Consider the following 21,089-nt stretch of genomic DNA (forward strand, 5'->3'; position numbering starts at 1 on the left):
GACGGCAGTGCCGTACCGGTTCGTCGGTAAGCGGGTGAGCGGTGGAATCGAGACAACACACCGGGACCGAACAATTCGTGCTGCTGCGCGCGACATGGCGGCTGCTGCGATGGAAGATCGCCGGCGCCGCAATGATTCTCGGCCTCGTCGCGGTACTGGTGCTCACCTGGTCGATGTTCACCGGACGGTTCGTGCCGACGGCGACGGTGACCGTCGAGACAGCGCGTAGCGGGCTGGTACTCGATCCGGAGGCCGCGGTGCGCTTCCGCGGCGCGGAAATCGGGCGGGTCGGCGGTATCGAACGGGTGGGGCAGCGGGTGCGGCTGCGGTTGGATCTCGATCCGGATCTGCTCGCGCTGGTACCGGCGAACGTGCGTATCGATATTCGCTCGACCACGGTGTTCGGCGCCAAATACGTCGACTTCGTTGCGCCAGCGCGGCCGGTGGCCGAGCCGCTGCGGCCGGGAGCGGTGGTGCGCGCGGAATCGGTGACCGTCGAGTTCGATACGCTGTTCCAGCGGCTCACCGATGTACTGGCGCAGATCGACCCCGCTCGGCTCAACGCCACTCTCACCGCGATCGGGACCGCACTGCACGGTCGCGGTGCGACCCTGGGCGATCTATTGACCCGTGCCGACGGCTATCTGCGCGAGATCAACCCGCATCTGCCCGCACTGCGCCACGATATGGCGAGCACGGCAGCGGTGACCGGGATCTACGCCGAGACCGCGCCCGATCTGCTGCGCACCCTCGGCAATGCCACGGTGACCAGCGCGACCGTCGCTGAGCAGGCCATCGATATGGATGCACTGCTGCTCGATCTGATCGGTATGGCCGATACCTCCGGTGCCGTGCTCGGTGAGAACGAGCAGCCGTTGGTGGCGGGGCTCGAGCTGCTGGCGCCCACCGCGGAGCTGCTGTTCGAGTACCGCCCCGTGCTCGAGTGCGTGATCGTCGGCCTGGTCCGCGCACTGCCGTTGGCCGAAGCCATGATCGGCGGTCGGCAGCCGGGCGCCATCTTCAATGCGAGTTTCATGTACGGCGGTGAGGCGTACAAATATCCGGAGGACGCCCCGAAGGTCAATGCGACGGGCGGGCCGCGGTGCGATGGGGTGCTGGACCGGGTGCCGGGATCGCACGCGCCGTACGTGGTGACCGATACCGCCGAATCCGATCCCTACGCACCCACCACGACGCTGCGCCTGAACGAGCCCACGGTATTCCAGGTGCTGTTCGCCGGGCTTCCCGGTCTCGCCCCGCGTTGAGAGCCGCTCCGAGCCGAGACCGGCGATCCGCCGAATCAGGTGTCTACCGAGGGCGTTCGGCACGGTGGCACCAGCGGTGACTCCGCGGTGGTCAGCGCGCCCGGATCACCCAGTCGAACGCCTCGGCCTCCGAGCGCGCACCCTGGGTGGTGCGTGAGCGATTGGGTTCGCCGAGTTCGGTGAGGATCTCGTCGGTGAGACCGACCAGCGCGGCCAGTGTGTCCGGGGTGAACCACTCCGGGCGGGTGGCGAAGAGCAGATCCTCGGTCGCGGTATTGCCGCTGGCGCCGGGCGCGAACGGGCAGCCGCCGAGACCACCGAGCGAGCCGTCCACCATGGTGGCGCCCGCACCGATCGCGGCCAGCGAATTGGCCACACCCATACCCCAGGTGTCGTGGCCGTGGAAGACGATGCGGCGCCGCGGGGTTCGCGCACGCACGGCCGAGACCAGTGCGGCGACCTCGGCCGGGTACGCCTGGCCGAGGGTGTCGGCCAATACGATGTCGGTGGCGCCTTCGGTGCGCGGGTCGGCCGCGATGGCCAGCACCCGCTCCGGATCGACCGGGCCGTCGAACGGACAGGTGAATGCCGTGGCCAAGCACAGTTGAATGGCGCCGCCCGCCTCCGCGGCGATCCGCACCGCATCCGGCATGGCGGCCACGCTGGCCTCGGTGTCGCGGCCGATATTGGCCCGATTGTGCGCATCCGACACCGAGAAGCAGTACTGGAAATTGCGCACCCCCGCGGCGGCGGCCTTCTCCACATGGCGGGGCGTGGCGACCCACAGCCAGCAGCGCTCGAGTTCCTCGGGGGTCAGTGCCGCGACCAGCTCCATGCTGTTGGCCATCGGCGGCACCAGATCCGGGCGTGCCATCGAACCGATCTCCAACGCGGGCACACCCAGTGCGAGCAGCCGGCGCACCACATCGACCTTCTGCTCCACCGGCAGCGGCTTCCCGGTCAATTGCAGGCCGTCGCGCAGGGTCACATCGCGCAGCAGCGGTGCGGCGATCACAGCCATCGCGGTGCCCGTTTGTCCTGCGCCTGCGGCGGCACACACATGACCCCGCCGCACGGCTTCTCGTTCATCCCGGCCGGATTCGGATGCACGGTCGGACGACGATGCTCCGGGGCGCGCAACTCCCAGCGGCCGCGCGCCGGTGGACGACGCGGAGTGCGCCGCCGCCTCATGACGCCGCCCCTTGCGTCCGCGCACCGGTGAGCGCATCGATCTCGGCCGCGCTCATACCGAGCACCTCCGTCAGCACCTGTCTGGTGTGTGCGCCCAGATCGGGACCCACCGAACGGATCGGCAACGAGCGGTCGCCGATGACGGGAACGATGCCGGTGAAGCCCACCTGTTTCGGCTCGGGTTCACCGACGTCCACCGGAAAGTGCTGGATCATATCGCGCGCCGCGTACTGCGGGTCGGCGACGATATCGGCGGCGGTGTAGATCGGTCCGCAGGGGATGGCGGCGTCCTCCAGAATGCGCAGTGCCTCGTCACGGGTATGGCGGATGGTCCACTCGCCGATGGCGGCGTCGAGGCGGTCCCGGTGGCGCCAGCGGCCCGCGTTGTCCTGTAGTTCGGGGTCCGCGGCCAGGTCGGTGCGATCGATCACAGCCATATACCGCTGGAAGATGGCGTCACCGTTACCGCCGATGATGATGCTTGCCCCATCCGAACACGGATAGGCATTGCTCGGTGCGATGCCCTCCATCCGGCCGCCGACCCGTTCGCGGTTGATGCCGTAGGCGAGATAGTCCGGGACCAGCGATTCCATGACCGACAGAATCGCCTCGTTGAGCGCCACATCGATGATCCGCTGCTCCAGCGGCACCGCGGTGCTGCTGCGCTCACGCTGGAACAACGCCATCACCGTGCCGAACGCGGCGTAGATGCCCGCGATGGAATCACCGATCGACACACCGACCCGCACCGGTGGACGATCCGGGTCGCCGACCAGTTCACGCAGCCCGCCCACCGCCTCGGCCACCGCGGCGAAACCGGGGCGTGCGGCCAGCGGCCCGGTCTGGCCGTAGGCGGAGATGCGGGTGATCACCAGATTCGGATTGGCCGCTTCGAGGACCTCGGGGCCGAGGCCCCATTTCTCTAGCATGCCGGGCCGGAAATTCTCCAGCAGCACATCGCAGTGCCGGAGCAGATCGAGCACCACCGCGCGTCCGGCCTCGGTGCGCAGATCGAGGGTGATCGACTTCTTGTTGCGATTGATGGTGCGGTAGAGCATCGAGGTATCGCCGCCGTACAGACGCCAGTTGCGTAGTTCGTCTCCGGTTCCGGGGCGTTCGACCTTGATCACCTCGGCACCGAAATCGCCGAGGATTCGTCCGGCGGTCGGAGCGGCCACATAATTCCCGAGTTCCAGGACGCGCACACCGTCCAGGGGCCTGATACTCATGGTCAACAGTGTGAACCATCGGTGTGCCCGCCCGGCGTTCGCCTCCGCCGGGCGGGCAGGTGGGGTCCGACCCGACCGGTCAGGCAGCGACGGCCCGCGGTACGTCGATGATCGAGTAGTGCTCGGCGTCGCCGGTGCGCACGGTGCTGAGGGAGCCGTCGACGCCGACCGGGATATCACCGGCGAGGGTGATCCTGGTCAGCCTGCGCGGCTGGTCGTCGTAATCGTCGATGGCGTAGTGCTGGGTGGCGCGGTTGTCCCAGATCGCCACGTCACCATCGGACCAGTTCCAGCGCACGGTGTGCTCGAGTTTGGTGACCCGGTCCTGGAACAGTCGGAACAACGCCTGCGATTCGGTCGAGGACAGGCCGACGAAGTTCTTGACGAAATGGCCGAGCAGTAGCGCCCGCTCACCGGTCTCCGGGTGCACCCGGACCACCGGATGTTCCGTCTCGTACAGCGTCGACTCGAACTCGGCGCGGTACTCGCGCTGATGATCGGTGGGCTCGGTCCCGGTGCGGGTGGCGTAGTCGTAGGCGTTGGTGTGCACCGCACGCAGATTCTCGGCCAGCAGTTTGAGCGGATCGGGCAGCGAATCGTAGGCGGCGACGGTCGAGGCCCAGGTGGTGGAACCGCCGTAGGTCGGCAGATGCACAGCGCGCAGGATCGAGGCCTTCGGAATCCGGTCGACGAAGGTGACATCGGTGTGCCAGCTGTTGGCGCGGCCGCGTTCGGAATCGATGGCCAGCGACTTGACGCCCTGCGAGGTGACGGTCGGATGCGGGGTGGTCGGGCTACCGAGTAGCTGCGCGAACTCGTGCTGGCCGTCCTCGTCGAGATGCTGCTGGCCGCGGAAGAAGATCACCTTGTGCTCGAGCAGCGCCCGGTTGATGGTGGCGACGGTAGCGGCGTCCAGGTCGGCGCCGAGCCGGACGCCGTCGATCCTGGCACCGATACGGGAACCGAGCTTGACCACCGAGACGGTGGCGGAGGCGGGGGTGGCGTTGTCGACGGTCATGGATCACCTTCGCGGGGAGAGCGGATGTTGATGTGATGAGCACACCACCGGGCCGCCGCCGTCGACAGGTTTACGGTCGGCCTGATCCCAACGCGATCACCACGACCCGCCCCGGATCAGCCCACGTGTTCGCGCAGATAGGCCATATCGTCGGCCACCCCTTCGGCCGGGGTCTCCAAGATCACCGGAGCCTCGGCGGTGCGGCACACCTCGGCCAGCAGCTGCGGATCGATGGTGCCGTCGGCGAAATTGGCGTGCCGGTCGGCGCCGGAATCGAACTCGTCGCGTGAGGAATTCAGATGCACCAGATCGATGCGGCCGGTGATCGCGCGAATCCGTTCGACCACACCGACCAGATCCTCACCACCGGCCCAGGCATGGCAGGTGTCGAGGCAGAAACCCGCACCGAAATCGCCCACCGCGTCCCAGAGCCGGGCGATGGCATCGAAATGCCGTGCCATGGCGTGGTTTCCGCCGGCGGTGTTCTCGATCAGGATCGGCACGGCGAACCCGCCCTTGTCCTGCTGGCGTTCGAACAGCTTGCGCCAGTTGACGATCCCGGCCTCGCGCTCGTCGTCGGATCGGACGTGACCGCCGTGCACCACGAGACCGAAGGCGCCGATATCGGCGGCGGCCTTCGCCTGCTGGGCGACCGCGTTGCGCGAGGGCATGCGCAGCCGATTGTTCAGACTGGCCACATTGATCTGATAGGAGGAGTGCACGACGACATCGATCGGGCTGGCCAGGATCTGCTCGGCCCGCGGATGCGGTTGTGGTTTGTCCCAGCTCTGCGGGTCGACGACGAACAGCTGGATGAGATCGGCGCCGAGTTTCTCACCCCAGCCGATCGGATCGCTGTCGAGCCGGACATGTGCTCCAATGCGCATGCAGTCACCATAACGACCGCCACCGACAGCTTTGGGGTGTTGCACCCGGGCGGGTCGGGGATATTACATCGGTAGGATTGAATTCGACCCGAAGAGGGGGGTGTGCACGGTGCTGGCGGCTGGCGACGAGTTCGTGGGTTACACCATCCGGAAAGTGCTCGGCCGCGGCGGTATGGGCACCGTCTATCTGGCCAAACATCCCCGGCTACCCCGGCTGACGGCGTTGAAGCTGCTGAACCGGGAGCTGTACACCGACAACGAGATCCGCCGTCGCTTCGAACGTGAAGCCGATCTGGCCGCCCAGCTGGACCATCCCAATATCGTCACCGTCTACGACCGCGGCGCCGAGGACCGGCAGCTGTGGATCTCCATGCAGTTCGTCCCCGGCGCCGACGCCTCCATCGCCGATGTGAACGTGCTCGCGCCGGGGCGTGCGGTGCAGATCGTCGCCGAGACCGCGGCCGCGCTGGATTTCGCACACGCCAACCGGGTGCTGCACCGCGATGTGAAACCGGCGAACATCCTGCTGGCCAAGGCGCCCATCGGCCAGCCGGAACGGGTGCTGCTCACCGATTTCGGCATCGCCGGGATGCGCGACAGCGACACCACGCTGAGTTCGGCCGACACCATCACCGCGACCCTCGCCTTCGCGGCCCCCGAACAGCTCACCGGCGCCAAACTCGACCATCGCGGCGACCAGTATTCGCTGGCCTGCACGCTGTACTGGCTGCTGACCGGTGACTCGCCGTATTCGGCCGCCACGCCCGCCGCGGTCATCAACGGCCATCTGTCCGCGCCGGTGCCCCGGTTGAGCCGAGCGCGCCCCGGCCTGCCACCCGGCCTCGATGATGTGCTCGCCCGCGCGCTGGCCAAGGATCCGGTCGATCGCTTCGCCAGCTGTACCGATTTCGCGGCCGCGGCCCGCAGGGCGCTCGGCACCTCGGGAGCGCAGCCGCGATACGCGGGGTGGCTGCCCACCCAGGGCCCGTACCCGCCGAACCCGCATCCGGGACCGGCCACACCCCACCGCGGCCACGCCGGGCCGCGGCATCCGCATGCCACCCCGCCGCCGCATCCGCTGGCCCCGCCGCCGTCACGCGGGGTTCCGCTGCACCGGTACCCGCAACGGCCGGTGCCGGGCCCGCACGCGGCGCCGCGTCCGGGGGTCCCGCCGCGCCCCGGCCCGGCGCCGTCCACCGCGTATCCCGTGGCGCACGGCCATCCCGGTCCCGACGCGCCGCACGATCACCGGTTCCCGCTCGGTTCGATGCCGCCGCAGCAGGGTGGTCCGATACCGCCGCACGCTCGCCCGCCGGGACAGATCGGTGGGCCGCAGGCGCCGATGGGCGCGCCGCCGGGACATGCGGGTGGGCCACCGGTTGGCGGCGGTCCTGGTCATCCCGGCGCGGACGGCGGCGCAGGTCATGGGCGCGGCCGGAACCTGCCGCCCGCGAACGAGGGCGGCCGATCCGCCGAACACGGCGTCGTCGAGCCGACACCCGCCGCTGGTCCCGGCGGCCATCCGGCACCGGGCCGCGAGGGAGGCGACCCGTCGGCCGCGGACGGCAACGAATCCCGGCCCACACCACCGCGACGCCCGCCTGCCGCGGTGATCGACCTGCCCGGCGCACCGCGCCGAACCGGTCGGGCGCCGTTCGGCGGGCAGTTCGGACCGCGTAGGCCACCACCGTCCGGCCCTGGACCCTCGCCCTGATGGAAACTGTCGAGTAGCCGACTGCTGCTATGGTTTCGGTGCTTTCCGTGGCCGGGCCGGGACAGGTTCGACCATGTGTTCTTTTTGCCTGTACGCCTGTTCATCGGTGGGTCCCGGTGAGCGGCGGGAAGTGGAGCAGAAATGCTGGCCAACGGCGACGTTTTCGCCGGCTATGTCATCGACCGTGAACTGGGTCGCGGTGGCATGGGCTCGGTGTACCTCGCGAAGCATCCGCGGTTGCCGCGGATGACAGCGTTGAAGCTGCTGAACCGCGAGATGTTCTTCGACAAGGAGGTGCGGGCGCGGTTCGAACGGGAGGCGGATCTGGTCGCCCGGCTCGACCACCCCAGCATCGTCACCGTCTACGACCGCGGCCTCGAGGACGAGCAGCTGTGGATCTCGATGCACTACATCGACGGCGTCGACGCCGCGTCGGTGGATCCGCGCAGGTTGCCGCCCGAGCGCGCGGTGCAGATCATCAAGGAGACCGCCGAAGCCCTCGATTACGCCCACGGCATGGGCGTACTGCACCGCGACGTCAAACCGGCCAATATCCTGCTGGCCCGCGCCACCAGCGGCCGCGGTGAACGCGTGTACCTGACCGACTTCGGCATCGCCAGACTGCGCGACGACACCGGCCACCTCACCCAGACCGGCACCTTCACCGCGACGCTGGCCTACGCCTCTCCCGAGCAACTCACCGGCGCCACGCTGGATCACCGCTCCGACCAGTATTCGCTGGCCTGCACCCTGTTCTGGCTGTTCACCGGGCACGGCCCGTTCCAGGCCACCAATCCGGCCGCCGTCATCCAGGGGCATCTGCAATCGCCGCCGCCCGCGCTGAGTTCGGTGCGGCCCGGTCTGCCGCCCGCGCTGGACGGCGTGCTGGCCAAGGCGATGGCCAAGCGGCCCGACGACCGCTTTGCCTCCTGCTCGGATTTCGCGGCCGCCGCGGGTCAGGCCCTCAACGCTCCGAGCGCGCCGTCGGTGCCGATCGCCGGACCGACCGCCCAGGGCATGCCGCTGCAAGGCGGTCCGCGCACGGCGATGGGGCAGATGCCGACCCAGACGCCCTATCCGACCGCCAACGCGCAGTACACCAGCGGTGCCACGGCGCAGCCGCACGGCAGCGGAACCCATCAGCAGCCGTTCGCCAGTGGAACGCATCAGCAACCGCACGGCAGCGGCACCCATCAACAGCCGTTCGCCAGCGGCACCCAGCAGCAACCGCACAACAGCGGCACCCAACAGCAGCCGTTCGCCAGTAGCCCGAACGTGCCCGCACCGCCGCCGATGGCGAATCAGAACCCGTACGCGCAGCAGTCCGGCTTCAACCAGTCGCCGCCGCCCATGTCGCCGGTGTACACCGGACAGCAGGGGCCGAAGAAGAACACCGGCCTGATCATCGGCATCTGCGCCGGACTCGTGGTGCTGCTCGTGGTGATCATCGGCATCATCGCCGCGGTCGCGGGCGGCGATTCGAATTCGTCGAGCGGATCGACCTCGTCGTCGACGACCACCACCACGAGCGTCGCACCGGTGCCGGCCACCGCCGAGTCGATCAGCAAGGAATTCCCGGAGATGGTGCCCGCCTCCGCCTCCGGTGATGTCGGTTACCACAACGCCAAATGCTGGGAGACCGAACCGCAATACGCGCCCGACCGCGATACGGGCGAACCCGATTTCGGCAATTACAGCTGGCAGTGGCGTTGCTACGGCGGCAGCGACAACGACGATCCGTTCTACCGGTTCTACGTCTACGACAGCGCCGCCGATGTGCAGTCGGTGATCGATGGACTGCCGTCGAGCGCGACCAAGTCCTCCGACGTCAACGGCGGACAGACCTACACCAACTACAAGATCGATTCCGACGGCCCCAAGATGGTCACCGTTTTCACCGGTGAACCCGAGCGCGGCCAGTTCCTGATGTACACCGACGGCATCGTCGGCACCATCGACGAGGTGCTGACGTGGTGGAAGTCGGCGCCGTTGAACGCACCGAACTGACCGAGCCCGCGGGTCATCCCCGCGGTCTGGGTGGATTCCCCGATGGCGCGGCGGCGCGAACGCCGACAGACTGGTCACCATGACACCGCACGCCGTTGGCATCGAATCCGCCCAGACGCAGGCCCCGGCCGTCGTCGCGGCCACCGCCGAGAACCTGACCAAGGTGTACGGCACCGGAGACACCCAGGTCACCGCGCTGGATTCGGTATCGGCCGAATTCGTCAAGGGCGAATTCACCGCGATCATGGGACCCTCCGGCTCCGGTAAATCCACCCTGATGCACTGCCTGGCCGGCCTCGACAGCGCCAGCTCGGGCACGGTGCGCCTCGGTGACACCGCATTGAGCGAACTGTCCGATAAACAGATGACCAGGCTGCGGCGCGACCGGATCGGATTCGTGTTCCAAGCGTTCAACCTGGTGCCGACGCTGACGGCACTGGAGAACATCACCCTGCCGCTGGACATCGCGGGTCGCGCACCCGATCAGCAGTGGCTCGATACCGTGCTCGACCGGCTCGGGCTCACCGATCGGCTCACCCACCGGCCCAGCGAACTGTCCGGCGGCCAGCAACAGCGCGTGGCGTGCGCGCGGGCGTTGGCGGGTAAACCGGAGATCATCTTCGGCGACGAACCGACCGGCAACCTGGACTCGCGGTCCTCCGGTGAGGTGCTCTCGATCCTGCGCGCGGCGGTCGACGAATTCGGCCAGACGGTCGTCATCGTCACCCATGAACCGCATGCCGCCGCCTACGCCGACCGGGTCGTCTTCCTGGCCGACGGCCGCATCGTCGACGAATTACGTGAGCCGACCGCCGATTCGGTGCTGGACCGGATGAAGGCGCTGGAGACGAAGTGATGGCGGGCAATCCGATGCGCAAGGTGGCCTTGCGCAATCTGGCCGCGCACAAGGTGCGGTTGGTGCTCACCCTGCTGTCGGTGGTGCTCGGCACCGCCTTCATCGCCGGGTCGTTCGTCTTCACCGACACCTTGCAGCGCACCTTCGACGGGATCTTCGCCGATGAGGCCAGGGGCGTCGACGTACGCGTCAGCCCGGAGGAACGGCAGTCGCTGGGTGTTCCGCAGGATGTGGTGGACGAGATCGCCGCCATGGACGGGGTGCGCGCGGTCGCGCCGAGCGTCGGTGGCTCGGTGGTCCTGCTCGACCCGGAGGGCAAAAAGGCCGTGCAGACCGGCGGTGCGCCGAGCTGGGGCGAGTCCTATCTGCCGCCCGAGCAGGCGATCGCCGAACCCGAGCAGTTCCTCGCGGGCGCACCGCCCGCCCGCGCCGGTGAGATCGCGCTGAACAGCGGCGGCGCCGAGCGGGCCGGGCTCTCGGTGGGCGACCGCACCAAGGTGCTCATCCCCTCACAGGGCACCTTCGACGTCACGCTCACCGGCATCTACGACGTCGCCACCGACACCGGCGGATTCATCGGGGTGCTGTTCGAGGACGGCCAGGCGCGCGACCTGTTCACCGATGGCGACCATGTCGCCCACGTCGACGTCGCGGCGCAGGGCATACCCGGTGACGAACTGCGCGACAGGATCGACACGGCCTTCCCCGACCTGAAAGTGCAGAACGGCGAGCAGGTGCGCGCCGAGATGAAGGCCGAGGTCTCCGAGGCGCTCAACTTCATCAACTACTTCCTGCTCGCCTTCGGTGCGATCGCGCTGATCGTCGGCACCTTCATCATCTACAACACCTTCTCCATGATCGTGGCCCAGCGGCTGCGCGAGCTGGCGCTGTTGCGTGCCATCGGGGCCAGCAGACAGCAGGTCGGACGGTCGGTGGTGGCGGAGGCTTTCGTGATCGGCGTGATCGGCAGCGTCATCGGATTGGCGGCCGGGGTCGCCTTGGCCTTCGGGCTGTCGGCGATGCTGAACGCTTTCGATCTCGGGCTGCCGACCGGTTCGATGACGGTGCTGCCGCGCACGATCCTGGTCGGCCTGCTCGTCGGTCTGCTCGTCACCATGGCCAGCGCGTATGCACCGGCGCGGCGGGCGGCGAAGATCCCGCCGGTGCAGGCGATGCGCGAGGAATTCGCCTCGGCCGGTGAATCGCTGCGGGTGCGGACCTGGCTCGGACTCGGGCTCGCGGTGGTCGGCGTGGTGCTCGTGGTGGTCGGCGCGCAGTCGACCGGTGGTACGGCGGCGGCGATCGTCGGTGTCGGCGCACTGGCCTTGATCTTCGCGGTGCTGCTGGCCTCGCCCGCACTGTCGCGGCCGGTGGTGGGTGGGCTCGGCGTGCTGCTGCGCCCGTTCGGCCCGATCGGGCGGATGGCCCGCAACAATGCCGTGCGTAACCCGCGCCGTACCGCGGCGACGGCGTTCGCGCTCACGCTCGGGTTGATGTTGGTCTCGGCCATCGGCATGCTCGGCGCCTCCGCCAAGGCGAGTGTCGGGGTGCTGGTCGACAAGGGTGTGGCAGCCGATTACGTCCTGGCCGGACCGCAAGGGGCCGGAGTTCCCGGGCCCGCCGTGGCGGCGGCGCGCGGCGTGACCGGGGTGGCCGAAGTGGTCGCGATCCGTGGTGTGGGGGTGAAGATCAACGATGACGAGGAGTTCGGCACCTCGCCCGACGGACCGTTGGATCGGGTGCTGAACTACGACATGCTCAGCGGCACCGGCACCCTGGGCGACCACGACATCCTCGTCGCCGAAGACGAAGCGGCCGAACACGATCTGAGCGCGGGCCAGCAGATCACGCTCACCAGCATGGACAAGAAGGAGATACCCGTCACTGTCGCCGGTGTGTACCGGAAGTCGCCGCTGATGGGCCCGCTGGTCGTGCCGCCCGCGGTATTCGACCAGGTGATACCGCAGAATATGCGGATCAACCTGCTGGCCCTCGTCGCGGCCGAACCCGGCGCCGACCTCACCGCCATGCGCGCCGATCTGGAGCAGGCCACCGTGCAGTCGGTATTCGGCGCCGACCAGCCGGGTGCGGCGACCGGCCAGGACCGGTCGACGGAGGCGTCGCTGGTCCAGGTACAGGACCGTGAGGAGTTCAAGGGCGCCCAGGGCAGGCAGATCAACACCATGCTGGCGATCCTGTACGGACTGCTCGCTCTCGCGGTGGTGATCGCCATCCTCGGCATCGTCAACACCCTCGCCCTGTCGGTGGTGGAGCGCCGCCGCGAGATCGGCATGCTCCGCGCCGTCGGTACCCAACGTGCCCAGGTGCGGCGCACCATCTACCTGGAATCCATGCTCATCGCGGTCTTCGGTGCCATCGTCGGCGCGATCCTCGGCCTCGGCCTGGGCGTCGGATTCCTGCGCACCCTGCGCGATCTCGGACTCGACCAGATCGCCGTCCCCTGGGGCCAGGTGGTGCTGATGCTCGTCGGTTCGGCAGTGGTCGGCGTGCTCGCGGCGCTGTGGCCCGCCATCCGCGCGGCCCGCACCCCACCGCTGGCGGCCATCGCGGACCTGTAGCGGATGCGGTCGCGGTGCGCTCCCGACCGAGCGCCCGCGACCGCAATCACCTCAGCTGTGGAAGCGCGGCGGCATCGCTGTCGCCGCAATGATCGACCGCGGCGATTTATGCGGAATGCCGGTCCAGGTACTCCGAGACGGCTCGCCGGATGACTTCGCTCGGGGTTGCTTCTTCACGTTCGGCCTGGGCGGCCAGGCGTTCACGCAAAGCATCGGGCAGTCGTACCGACTGTCCGGGCGTGTTTCCCTTCCTGATGCCCGCAGGGCGGCCTTTTCGCAGCACAGTCGTGCCGATCTCCACCGGCCCGACGATCTCGGTGTCCCGGACCGGGTTTGCCGCGTAGTCGTCGGCCATTCGTTCATAGTCGGCGACGGTGAGCTGCCTCCGGTCGCCGCCTCCTACGGGTTCACGACTCGAGCCTTTCGTGCTCATAGGTTGTCTCTCCTCTCCGGTCGTTGCCGGGCAAGGTCGCTGTCCCCGAGTAGCGCCTCCAGCTGGAGCTGCCTGACCGTCTGGGGTCGCAACATCATCGCGTGGAAGACAACCCATTCGGCGGGATCGACGAGGTCGGCAATGACCTCGAGTAGCGGCTCGTCGTCATCGAAGTTTCCGATGAAGAGGTGCGGCGCAGCGCCGGGTAGTCGCGGGGTCACTTGCACGCGTAGCAGTGGATACGACACCACCGCCCGAATCTCCTGTTCAGTTATCCCGTGCTTTCTCGCGCATTCGAGGATGGTGATCCGCACGCCAGAAGTGTATTACATTTTCTGGAGATGGTCGATCTGCTCTGACTGTGGCGAATCGGGGTGCCGCTCCAGTCGTAGGCCGACGTCAGTTTTTCGGTTGGCGACCCGCTGCCGGGTCCCTGTCGGTCATGGTCGTCCTGTTGTGGTGTTGGCCCAGGTGCGGAGGTCGCCGCGGGCGAGGGCCAGGGCGAGGAGGTCGGGGAAGTGGTCGGGGGTGCAGGCGAAGGTGGGGATGTCGAGTGCGGCGAGGGCGGCGGCGTTGTCGTGGTCGTAGGCGGGGGCGCCCTCGTCGGAGAGGGCGAGCAGGACGACGGTTTGTACGCCGGATTCCTTCAGCGCGTTGATCCGGCGCAGCATTTCGTCGCGGATACCGCCCTCGTAGAGGTCGGAGATCAGTACGAACAGCGTTTCCTCGGGGCGGGTGACGAGGGTCTGGCAGTAGGCGAGTGCGCGGTTGATATCGGTGCCGCCGCCGAGTTGGGTGCCGAACAGGACATCGACCGGATCGGCGAGATGTTCGGTCAGATCCACCACTTCGGTGTCGAAGACGACCAGCGATGTGCGCAGTGAACGGATGGAGGCGAGCACCGCACCGAATACCGACGCGTACACCACACTCGCGGCCATGGACCCGGATTGGTCGATGGCAAGCACCACATCCCGGCGCACCGCGGTGGCGCGGCGGCCGTAACCGACGAGGCGTTCGGGTACCACGGTGCGCTGCTCGGGCAGATAGTTGGCCAGGTTCTTGCGAATGGTGCGGTCCCAGTCGATGTCGCGCGGACGTGGCCTGCGCACCCGCGCCGCGCGATCGAGCGCTCCGGTGACCGCGGTGATGGTCCGCGTGGCGATCCGCCGTTCGATATCGCGCACCACCCGCTCGACCACGGTGCGTGCGGTGGCCCGTGTGGTTTCCGGCATCACCCGGTTCAAGCCGAGCAGGGTGCCGACCAGATGCACATCCGGTTCCACCGCCTCGAGCAGTTCCGGTTCCAACAGCAGCTGGGTGAGGTTCAGCCGTTCGATGGCGTCGCGCTGCATCACCTCGACCACCGATGACGGGAAATAGGTGCGGATATCGCCGAGCCAGCGGGCCACGCGCGGCGCCGAACCCTGCAAACCCGCCGACCGCGGCCCCGACTCGGGTCGATCGCTGTCGTAGAGCGTGGACAGCGCACCGTCCATCGCGGCATCGTCACCGGATTCGAGGCCGCCGAGTTCGGGTTCGGCAGCGGTGCCGAGCACCAGACGCCAACGGCGGGTCTGCGATTCGCCGGATTCGTCGGCTGGTTCGTCGCGCGTATCGTTCATGCACCCACCCCGAGGATGTCGGCGACCACGCGCATCGCGCGGGCACCGCGATCGACGTCCAGTGGCCGCTGGTTGCTGTCGTCGGTGGTCGTCGACACACCGTCGCGTACGGCCGCGCCGATGGCACGGCGTTCACCGGATTCGAAGGCGCCGAAGGTACGGCGCAGCAGCGGGAGGGTCCGGACGAACTGGTCGTCGTCGAGTGTGCCGAGCCAATCGTCGACCAGCCGCAGGAGTTCGCGATCGTGCACCAGCAGCAGCCCACGCCCGCCGAGGAACCCGTCGATCCACTCCGCTGTGGCGGTGGCGGTGTTACCGATCGACAATGCCGCGGCGAGCCTGCGCGCCGATTCGGCCGCATCCATGCGACCGGCATCGCACAGCAGCCGCACCGTGCGCCCGACGATGGCGCCGTGCACATCGTCGCGGTCGGCGATGCGATGCAGGGTGGTCAGCCAGGATTCGCGGGCCTCGGCGTCGTCGCGGATATGGATGGCGGTGTGCCCGGCATCGATCAGGGCGCGCAGTTCCTGGGCCGCATCGGTGTCCAGGCCGGTGACCGCGCCGGGTAGGCCAGCGCAGATGCGGATGAGCATGCCGTCGGCGACATGGGTCAGGGCCGCGGTATCGGTGCCGCGCACATCGCCGTAGCGCAGGGTGCGCACCAGGGCGGGCAGGGCGGCGAGCAGATGCGTGACGTCGTGGTCCACTGCCGCGACCGATTCCAGCCTGTGAATGAGTTCGGTGGTGGCGCCACCGAGATCGGCCAGCAGCGCCAGGCCGAGTGCGTCGGTGAGATCCCCGACGGTGCGGTGATCACCTGCGGCCGTATCCAGGAGTTTCGTCGCGGCGGCGGAGCGGACCGTGGTGCCCCAGCGGGCGGCCTCGATCACCGCCACCGCGAATTCCGGCTCCCACCGCAGGGCCCAGGTTTCCCGGAAGGTGCCGGTGGCGCGCACCTCGCTGTCGGTCGGTGTGCCCCACTCCAGTTCCAGGATCCGCAACTGGTGCAGCAGCCGGGATTTCAGCCGATCGCGTTCCTTGCGCAGATCGAGTTCCACGACGGTGGTCTGTGGCTGCTGTTTCAGTCGCAGGGTGCGGATCTGCGCCCGCAGATCGGCGTCGAGCGGGACCATCGGGGTCGTCGCCGGGACGGTGCCGAGCGCCTCGCCGACCACCAGTTCGGCGCCGATCAGTCGCAGCATGGTCTCGTCGCCGTCGCACAGCACCGCCCTGGTGGCCTCGGTGACCTCGGCGAGTCCGGCCAGCGGTCGATCACGCAGTGCGGCGAGGGTTTCGGCGAGTCGCACGGCCTCGATGATGTGCGCGCTGGACACCGGTAGATCGTGGGTGCGCAGTGCGGTCGCGACCTTGGTCAGCCAGCGGGCGATGGGCTGCTCGGTCTCGGTGAACAGGTGGTGGTACCAGCCGGGGGAGGTGACGCCAGCACCGTAACCGGAGGCCGCCGACAGCCGCGAATGTGTCCACGGCACCCAGGTGAGTCGGGCCTTCACCTTCGGCAGGCCTTTCAGCAATCGCGTGTCGGGTGCGGCCGGACCGAATGGCTCCACCAGCGCCGGTGCGTGCCAGGCGCCACATACGATCGCCACCCGCTGGGCGCCGCCTTTGAGTGCCTTCCTGATCGTCTGCCGCATATACGCCTCGCGTCGCAGCGTGTGCATATCGATGGTGGGTGAATCTTGTTCTTGTGCGGTGTTATCGCTGGTACCCCCGTTGCCGCGGTCGGCATCGATGTCGGGCGGGTACCGGGTTCGGTCGACCGGTGCGACTTCTGGCGGCATGGCCGCGTCATCGGTGGTCGCGACGGCATCCACCACCGAACCGGACTCGGGGAAGAATTCGGTTCCGGGATCGCCGGGCACAGTGGACGACGACCCCTGATACCGGCCGACACTGTCGCGAATGGCACCCATCGCCTCGGTCAGCGCATCGAAAGTGCTGATGTCGGAGGACGATTCGACGACCGCGTCCCACCAGCGTTCGGGGTCGTCGTATCCGGCCGCGCTGGCGAGTTCGGCGAGCGGGTCGATGCTGTCACCGGGTTCGGCGTCCAGAGCGAGCACCGTGGTGGCGGGCAGATCGCAGAAACGCACCGGCACATCGTGTTCGGCGCCGTAGCGCAGCGCCTGCCACTCCGGGGAGAACAGCGCGAAGGGCCAGAAAGCGGCACGGGTGGGCGTATCCGGCACATAGGCGAGCATGGCGACCGGCGGCACCAGGTCGGGATCATCGATGTAGGCGATGAGCGGATCGGCGTCGGCGGGCCCCTCGATCAGGATGATGTCGGGCGCGTAGTGCTCGAGCGCCAGGCGCAGCGATCGCGCCGACCCGGGGCCGTGATGGCGGATCCCGAATACGCGGGTTCGTGGCCCGTCGATCTCCGGGTGGGCGTCGGCGGACGCCGCGCTCACCCGGTGACCTCCCGGCAGGCGCGATAGAAATCGTTCCATTCGGGCCGATCCCGGACCACGGCCTCCAGATATTCGGTCCACACCACGGCATCGGCCACCGGATCCTTGATCACCGATCCGAGCACCGCGCCCGCCACATCGCCCGCGCGCAGTACGCCGTCACCGAAATGCGCCGACAGCGCGAGGCCATTGGTGATCACCGAGATCGCCTCGGCCGTGGACAAGGTGCCCGACGGCGATTTCAGCCTGGTGCGCCCGTCGGCGGTGACGCCCTCGCGCAATTCGCGGAAGATCCGCACCACACGTCGCACCTCCTCGGCCGCCGCGGGCACCTCGGGCAGCTCCAACGCGGTACCGAGCTGTTCGACCCGCCGGGTGACGATGGCGACCTCGTCCTCCTCGCTCGCGGGTAGCGGCAACACCACGGTGTTGAAGCGCCGCCGTAACGCCGAGGACAGTTCGTTGACGCCGCGGTCGCGGTCGTTGGCGGTGGCGATGACATTGAAACCCTTGGCCGCCTGCACTTCGGCGCCGAGTTCCGGGATCGGCAGCGTCTTCTCCGACAGCACCGTGATCAAGGCGTCCTGGACGTCGGAGGGGATGCGGGTGAGTTCCTCGATCCGGGCGATCGCACCCGTGCGCATGGCGGTGAGCACCGGTGAGGGCACCAGCGCGCCGTCGCTCGGGCCCTCCGCGAGCAGTCGCGCGTAGTTCCAGCCGTAGCGGATCGATTCCTCGCCGGTGCCCGAGGTGCCCTGCACCAGCAGGGTCGAGGCGCCGCTGATGGCGGCCGACAGATGTTCCGACACCCAGGTCTTGGCGGTGCCGGGCACACCGAGCAACAGCAGCGCCCGATCGGTGGCCAGTGTGGCCACCGCGACCTCCATCAGCCGCCGTGGTCCCACGTATTTCGGGCTGATCACCGTGCCGTCGGCGAGGGTGCCGCCGAGCAGATAGGTGACCACCGCCCACGGCGACAGCCGCCACGACGGTGGTCGTGGTCGATCGTCGGCGGCTGCGAGGGCCCGCAGTTCGTCGGCGAAGGCCTGTTCGGCGTGTGGACGCAGCAGAGCGGATTCGGTCACTGCAACTCCTCGAGCATCGTCGATCGGGTAGTGATGTCGTCGGCCAGGCGGTAGAACGCCGCCGTCCACGCCGGGTCGGTGCATCGGCGGGCCACCGACAGCGCGGTGGACGCCGCGGCCGGTGGCAGATGTACCGACGCGGCGGTGAGCAGCGAGCGGTGCGCGGCCGGTGTGGTGCCGTGCGCGCCGGGACGTCGTTCGGCCGCCCGTGCGCGTTCGTGCAGCAACAGCAGCACATGGCGGGCCACCGGCTGCGGCCAGGGGTGCCCGATGGCGGGCAGCAGCGCCTCGATCTCCGACAGCCACGCGCCGTCGAGCCGCAGCACATGCCGGATCCGGTCGGCGAGCGGGAGCAGACCGAACAGTTCGCGGCGACGCAGCATGGCCAGATCCGATGGCACACCGGCGTCGAACAGTGCCCGCGCCCAGCGCGGATCGCGTTCGGCGAGGGTGGCATCGACCCAGCCGTCGAACATCGGCTGACGGAACCGATCCTCGATGGCCGCCGCGGTGGCTCGTTGCGGGGAGCCGAGCGCGGCTTCCCAGTGCGCCAGCGGTGTGGCCGCCACCAGATGACGCAGCCGCGCGGCCGCCGTATCGGGGCCACCGGCCCAGCGATAGCCGAACTCGCCCGCGCGGTCGGAGATGCCGTCGCGGATCGTGGCGTCGTCCAGCTCGTCCGGAATACCGACCTCCAGCCGAGGATGCAGGGTCCGCCGACTCACCCGCACCCAGGCTCCGGCCCGTTCGGTCATGCGCCGTGCGAACGCCGAACCCGACAGCAGCCGCAGTAGCTCGGCCGCGGTACGGCGGACATCGCCGCGCCGATCGTCGAGTGCGGCGTCGAGTAGCGGTTCGTCCTCCGGCGCTATTCCGCCGCGCAGCACCGCGAGCAGCTCGGCTTTCAGCGGCCCCGATTCCGAGGTCCATACCGCCGCTAGGGCGGCGCGCGCGGCGGCCGGTTCGCGCCGGCGGAGGGCGGCCAGCCACGCTGTCCGTTCGAGTGGCAGTCCGAAGCGCCACGCGTCGTCGGATTCGGCCGGTCCGGAGGTGGCGGTGTGTCGGATCAAGGTGCGCCAGGCCGGGTTCCGGGCCGCCAGCCAGCGCCCACGAGTACCGGCGAGGCGTAGCAGCGGCTCCCGGATATCGGCGTGGCCGGCCGCGTACTCCAGTAGCTGGGCACACAGTGCGTCGGGCACGCGGTAATCCGATGGCGCTGCGGCGGCGAGCCATTCGGGTAGGAAGCGCGAACGGTCGCGCAGCAGCTGCGTCAGCCGTTCGGCCGCGGCGCGCGGTAGCTGGGTGCGTGGGTCGTCGTCGGCAGGTTCGGGAAGGGCAGCGGTGTCCGGGAGCGTTCCGCCGCGGGTGAAAGCGGCGTCCAGCGCGGCGGATTCGAGCAGCAGCAGGGCCGGGTCGGTCTCGAGCCGATTCGCCGCCGCCGCGACGGGCGCCGGCAGCGTGCCGGTGCTCGGTGCACGGCGTGCGGTGCCGAGCAGGGCCGCCGAGGCCAATTCTGGCGACGCGATCGCACCACGGCCACCGCCGGCGATCGCGGCGGCTCCCACATCGATCACCTCGCCCGAGGACAGCACCGACAGCGGCAGCAGTCCGCCGTCGGTCCATTCGGCGGTCACCGCGACCGGATGGCCGCCGGAGACGCCGAGCAGCCGCCAGGGTGGTTCGGCGGTCGCCAACGGCAGGGCGGTGCCATCGGGTTCGGCCAGGTACCAGCACTGTTCGCCGGGTACCGGCACCACATCGGACAGCATCATGGGCCATGCACTCAGCCACGGGTCGGCCCCTAGCGCCTCGCCGTATCGATCCAGCGCCGCCGCGATACCCGACCCGGTGTCGCGTGGCACGGTGGTGAACGGTTCGGCAGTGCCGTGCGCGGCGCCCCACAGCGCCCGAAGCGGCGCGGCGGCCGGATAGAAGTGCACATCCGCGTCGGTCATCCCGCCGAGTGGGGGCGCTTCGGCCGCGAATGCGGGCGTATCGAAGCTGTGCTCGATCAGCAGTGCCCAACGCCCGCCGCGCCGCCCGTACAGCCAGGTGCGGCGGGTATAGAGGCGTTCGTCTTCGGTGACGCGCACGCCCAACGTCATCCAGTGATCGCGGACGGGTGGCTCGGCGCGCACCGCATCGGTCTTCGTCGGATAGCCGATATGGGTGCGGACACCCGCGGCCAGCGGCGGTGGCAACTCGTCGAGCCGGCGATGGGCGGTGATCAGCAGATGCAGCCGGGCGTACCGGTCGAGCACCACCTGCGGCCAATCGGACCGGGTGAGTACGGCCGCTGGCACCTGCCGCAGCATCGCCGCGACTCCGGGCGCCTGCGCGTCCACCATCCGCGCCGCCATCGTCTCGAACGCGCCGAACGATCGATCCGACTGCGCCAGCCCGGTCCGCACCTGGTCGGCCAGCCAGATATCGAGTTCGGCCAGTCCCGCGCTCACCCGCACCCGGCGTTGCTGCGCCGTGCCCGGATTCCGGCGCGCCGTCACCGACTCTGCCTCACGTATCCCATGATTCCCCCTGCTCGACGTGCCCCCTGCATGCGGTCCCCGGATTTGTACCGCACCCCACCGACAAGTTCGCCCGATACCCGCCGCGACCTGGGAAATCCAGTGTGCCGTCGAATTATTCGGCACCGGAGCACCCCACGTATCTCTTGCATTGTGGTGTGACCTCTGGCATCCTGACCTGTTCGGCTCGCCCGAGCCACCCGCACAGGGTGCTACACCAACAAGCTGCCCGTCGGGGCTGGC

The 21,089-nt window shown here is 68.9% G+C and carries 16 protein-coding genes; 5 read left to right on the top strand and 11 right to left on the bottom strand.

Annotated features, from left to right (window positions below; translation table 11 throughout):
- Nucleotides 1–131 precede the first annotated feature (131 nt).
- Complete coding sequence (locus QH168_RS02130) at nucleotides 132–1,265, top strand: MCE family protein (RefSeq protein WP_280232734.1); 1,134 nt, start codon at nucleotides 132–134, stop codon at nucleotides 1,263–1,265.
- Nucleotides 1,266–1,356: 91 nt separating this feature from the next.
- Here QH168_RS02130 and QH168_RS02135 read toward each other — a convergent pair whose 3' ends face one another.
- From QH168_RS02135 to QH168_RS02155, 5 genes are all read right to left on the bottom strand, one after another.
- Nucleotides 1,357–2,286 carry a hydroxymethylglutaryl-CoA lyase gene (locus QH168_RS02135; protein WP_280232663.1) on the bottom strand — a complete coding sequence of 310 codons (930 nt, stop codon included), beginning with the start codon at nucleotides 2,284–2,286 and terminating at the stop codon, nucleotides 1,357–1,359.
- Complete coding sequence (locus QH168_RS02140) at nucleotides 2,277–2,456, bottom strand: hypothetical protein (protein ID WP_280232664.1); 180 nt, start codon at nucleotides 2,454–2,456, stop codon at nucleotides 2,277–2,279. Before QH168_RS02140 ends, QH168_RS02135 begins: the two co-directional genes overlap by 10 nt.
- Nucleotides 2,453–3,685, bottom strand: a complete 1,233-nt coding sequence (locus QH168_RS02145) for a CaiB/BaiF CoA transferase family protein (RefSeq protein ID WP_280232665.1) — start codon at nucleotides 3,683–3,685, stop codon at nucleotides 2,453–2,455. Before QH168_RS02145 ends, QH168_RS02140 begins: the two co-directional genes overlap by 4 nt.
- 79 nt (nucleotides 3,686–3,764) lie before the next feature.
- Nucleotides 3,765–4,703: a TauD/TfdA dioxygenase family protein gene (locus QH168_RS02150; protein WP_280232666.1), complete on the bottom strand. Its 939-nt coding sequence runs from the start codon at nucleotides 4,701–4,703 to the stop codon at nucleotides 3,765–3,767.
- Nucleotides 4,704–4,819: 116 nt separating this feature from the next.
- Nucleotides 4,820–5,590, bottom strand: a complete 771-nt coding sequence (locus QH168_RS02155; RefSeq protein WP_280232667.1) for a deoxyribonuclease IV — start codon at nucleotides 5,588–5,590, stop codon at nucleotides 4,820–4,822.
- A gap of 109 nt (nucleotides 5,591–5,699) precedes the next feature.
- Here QH168_RS02155 and QH168_RS02160 point away from each other — a divergent pair, with 109 nt between their 5' ends.
- From QH168_RS02160 to QH168_RS02175, 4 genes are all read left to right on the top strand, one after another.
- Entirely contained in the window at nucleotides 5,700–7,304 is a 1,605-nt protein-coding gene (locus tag QH168_RS02160) for a serine/threonine-protein kinase (protein WP_280232668.1), read from the top strand.
- A 141-nt stretch (nucleotides 7,305–7,445) separates the two neighbouring features.
- Nucleotides 7,446–9,311, top strand: a complete 1,866-nt coding sequence (locus QH168_RS02165; protein WP_280232669.1) for a serine/threonine-protein kinase — start codon at nucleotides 7,446–7,448, stop codon at nucleotides 9,309–9,311.
- Between the two features lie 79 nt (nucleotides 9,312–9,390).
- Nucleotides 9,391–10,167, top strand: a complete 777-nt coding sequence (locus QH168_RS02170) for an ABC transporter ATP-binding protein (protein ID WP_280232670.1) — start codon at nucleotides 9,391–9,393, stop codon at nucleotides 10,165–10,167.
- Nucleotides 10,167–12,746 carry an ABC transporter permease gene (locus tag QH168_RS02175; RefSeq protein ID WP_280232671.1) on the top strand — a complete coding sequence of 860 codons (2,580 nt, stop codon included), beginning with the start codon at nucleotides 10,167–10,169 and terminating at the stop codon, nucleotides 12,744–12,746. The genes QH168_RS02170 and QH168_RS02175 overlap by 1 nt, the downstream gene beginning before the upstream one ends.
- A gap of 106 nt (nucleotides 12,747–12,852) precedes the next feature.
- Here QH168_RS02175 and QH168_RS02180 read toward each other — a convergent pair whose 3' ends face one another.
- The 6 genes from QH168_RS02180 to QH168_RS02205 form a co-directional block, all read right to left on the bottom strand.
- A complete protein-coding gene (locus tag QH168_RS02180; RefSeq protein WP_280232672.1) occupies nucleotides 12,853–13,101 on the bottom strand; it encodes a CopG family ribbon-helix-helix protein in 249 nt (82 codons plus the stop codon).
- A 74-nt stretch (nucleotides 13,102–13,175) separates the two neighbouring features.
- Nucleotides 13,176–13,493 carry a hypothetical protein gene (locus tag QH168_RS02185; RefSeq protein ID WP_280232673.1) on the bottom strand — a complete coding sequence of 106 codons (318 nt, stop codon included), beginning with the start codon at nucleotides 13,491–13,493 and terminating at the stop codon, nucleotides 13,176–13,178.
- Between the two features lie 126 nt (nucleotides 13,494–13,619).
- Nucleotides 13,620–14,804, bottom strand: coding sequence for a vWA domain-containing protein (locus tag QH168_RS02190; protein WP_280232674.1), 1,185 nt, complete (start codon nucleotides 14,802–14,804; stop codon nucleotides 13,620–13,622).
- On the bottom strand, nucleotides 14,801–17,275 hold the full coding sequence (locus QH168_RS02195; protein WP_280232675.1) for a DUF5682 family protein: 2,475 nt from the start codon (nucleotides 17,273–17,275) through the stop codon (nucleotides 14,801–14,803). The genes QH168_RS02190 and QH168_RS02195 overlap by 4 nt, the downstream gene beginning before the upstream one ends.
- Nucleotides 17,233–18,321: an ATP-binding protein gene (locus tag QH168_RS02200; RefSeq protein ID WP_280232676.1), complete on the bottom strand. Its 1,089-nt coding sequence runs from the start codon at nucleotides 18,319–18,321 to the stop codon at nucleotides 17,233–17,235. Before QH168_RS02200 ends, QH168_RS02195 begins: the two co-directional genes overlap by 43 nt.
- The gene (locus QH168_RS02205) at nucleotides 18,318–20,825 is read right to left on the bottom strand and encodes a DUF5691 domain-containing protein (RefSeq protein WP_280232677.1); all 2,508 of its coding nucleotides are present in this window, start codon (nucleotides 20,823–20,825) and stop codon (nucleotides 18,318–18,320) included. The genes QH168_RS02200 and QH168_RS02205 overlap by 4 nt, the downstream gene beginning before the upstream one ends.
- Nucleotides 20,826–21,089: the final 264 nt, after the last annotated feature.

This window comes from Nocardia cyriacigeorgica (genome assembly GCF_029868385.1).
In the GTDB taxonomy this organism is placed as follows: Bacteria; Actinomycetota; Actinomycetes; order Mycobacteriales; family Mycobacteriaceae; genus Nocardia; species Nocardia cyriacigeorgica_F.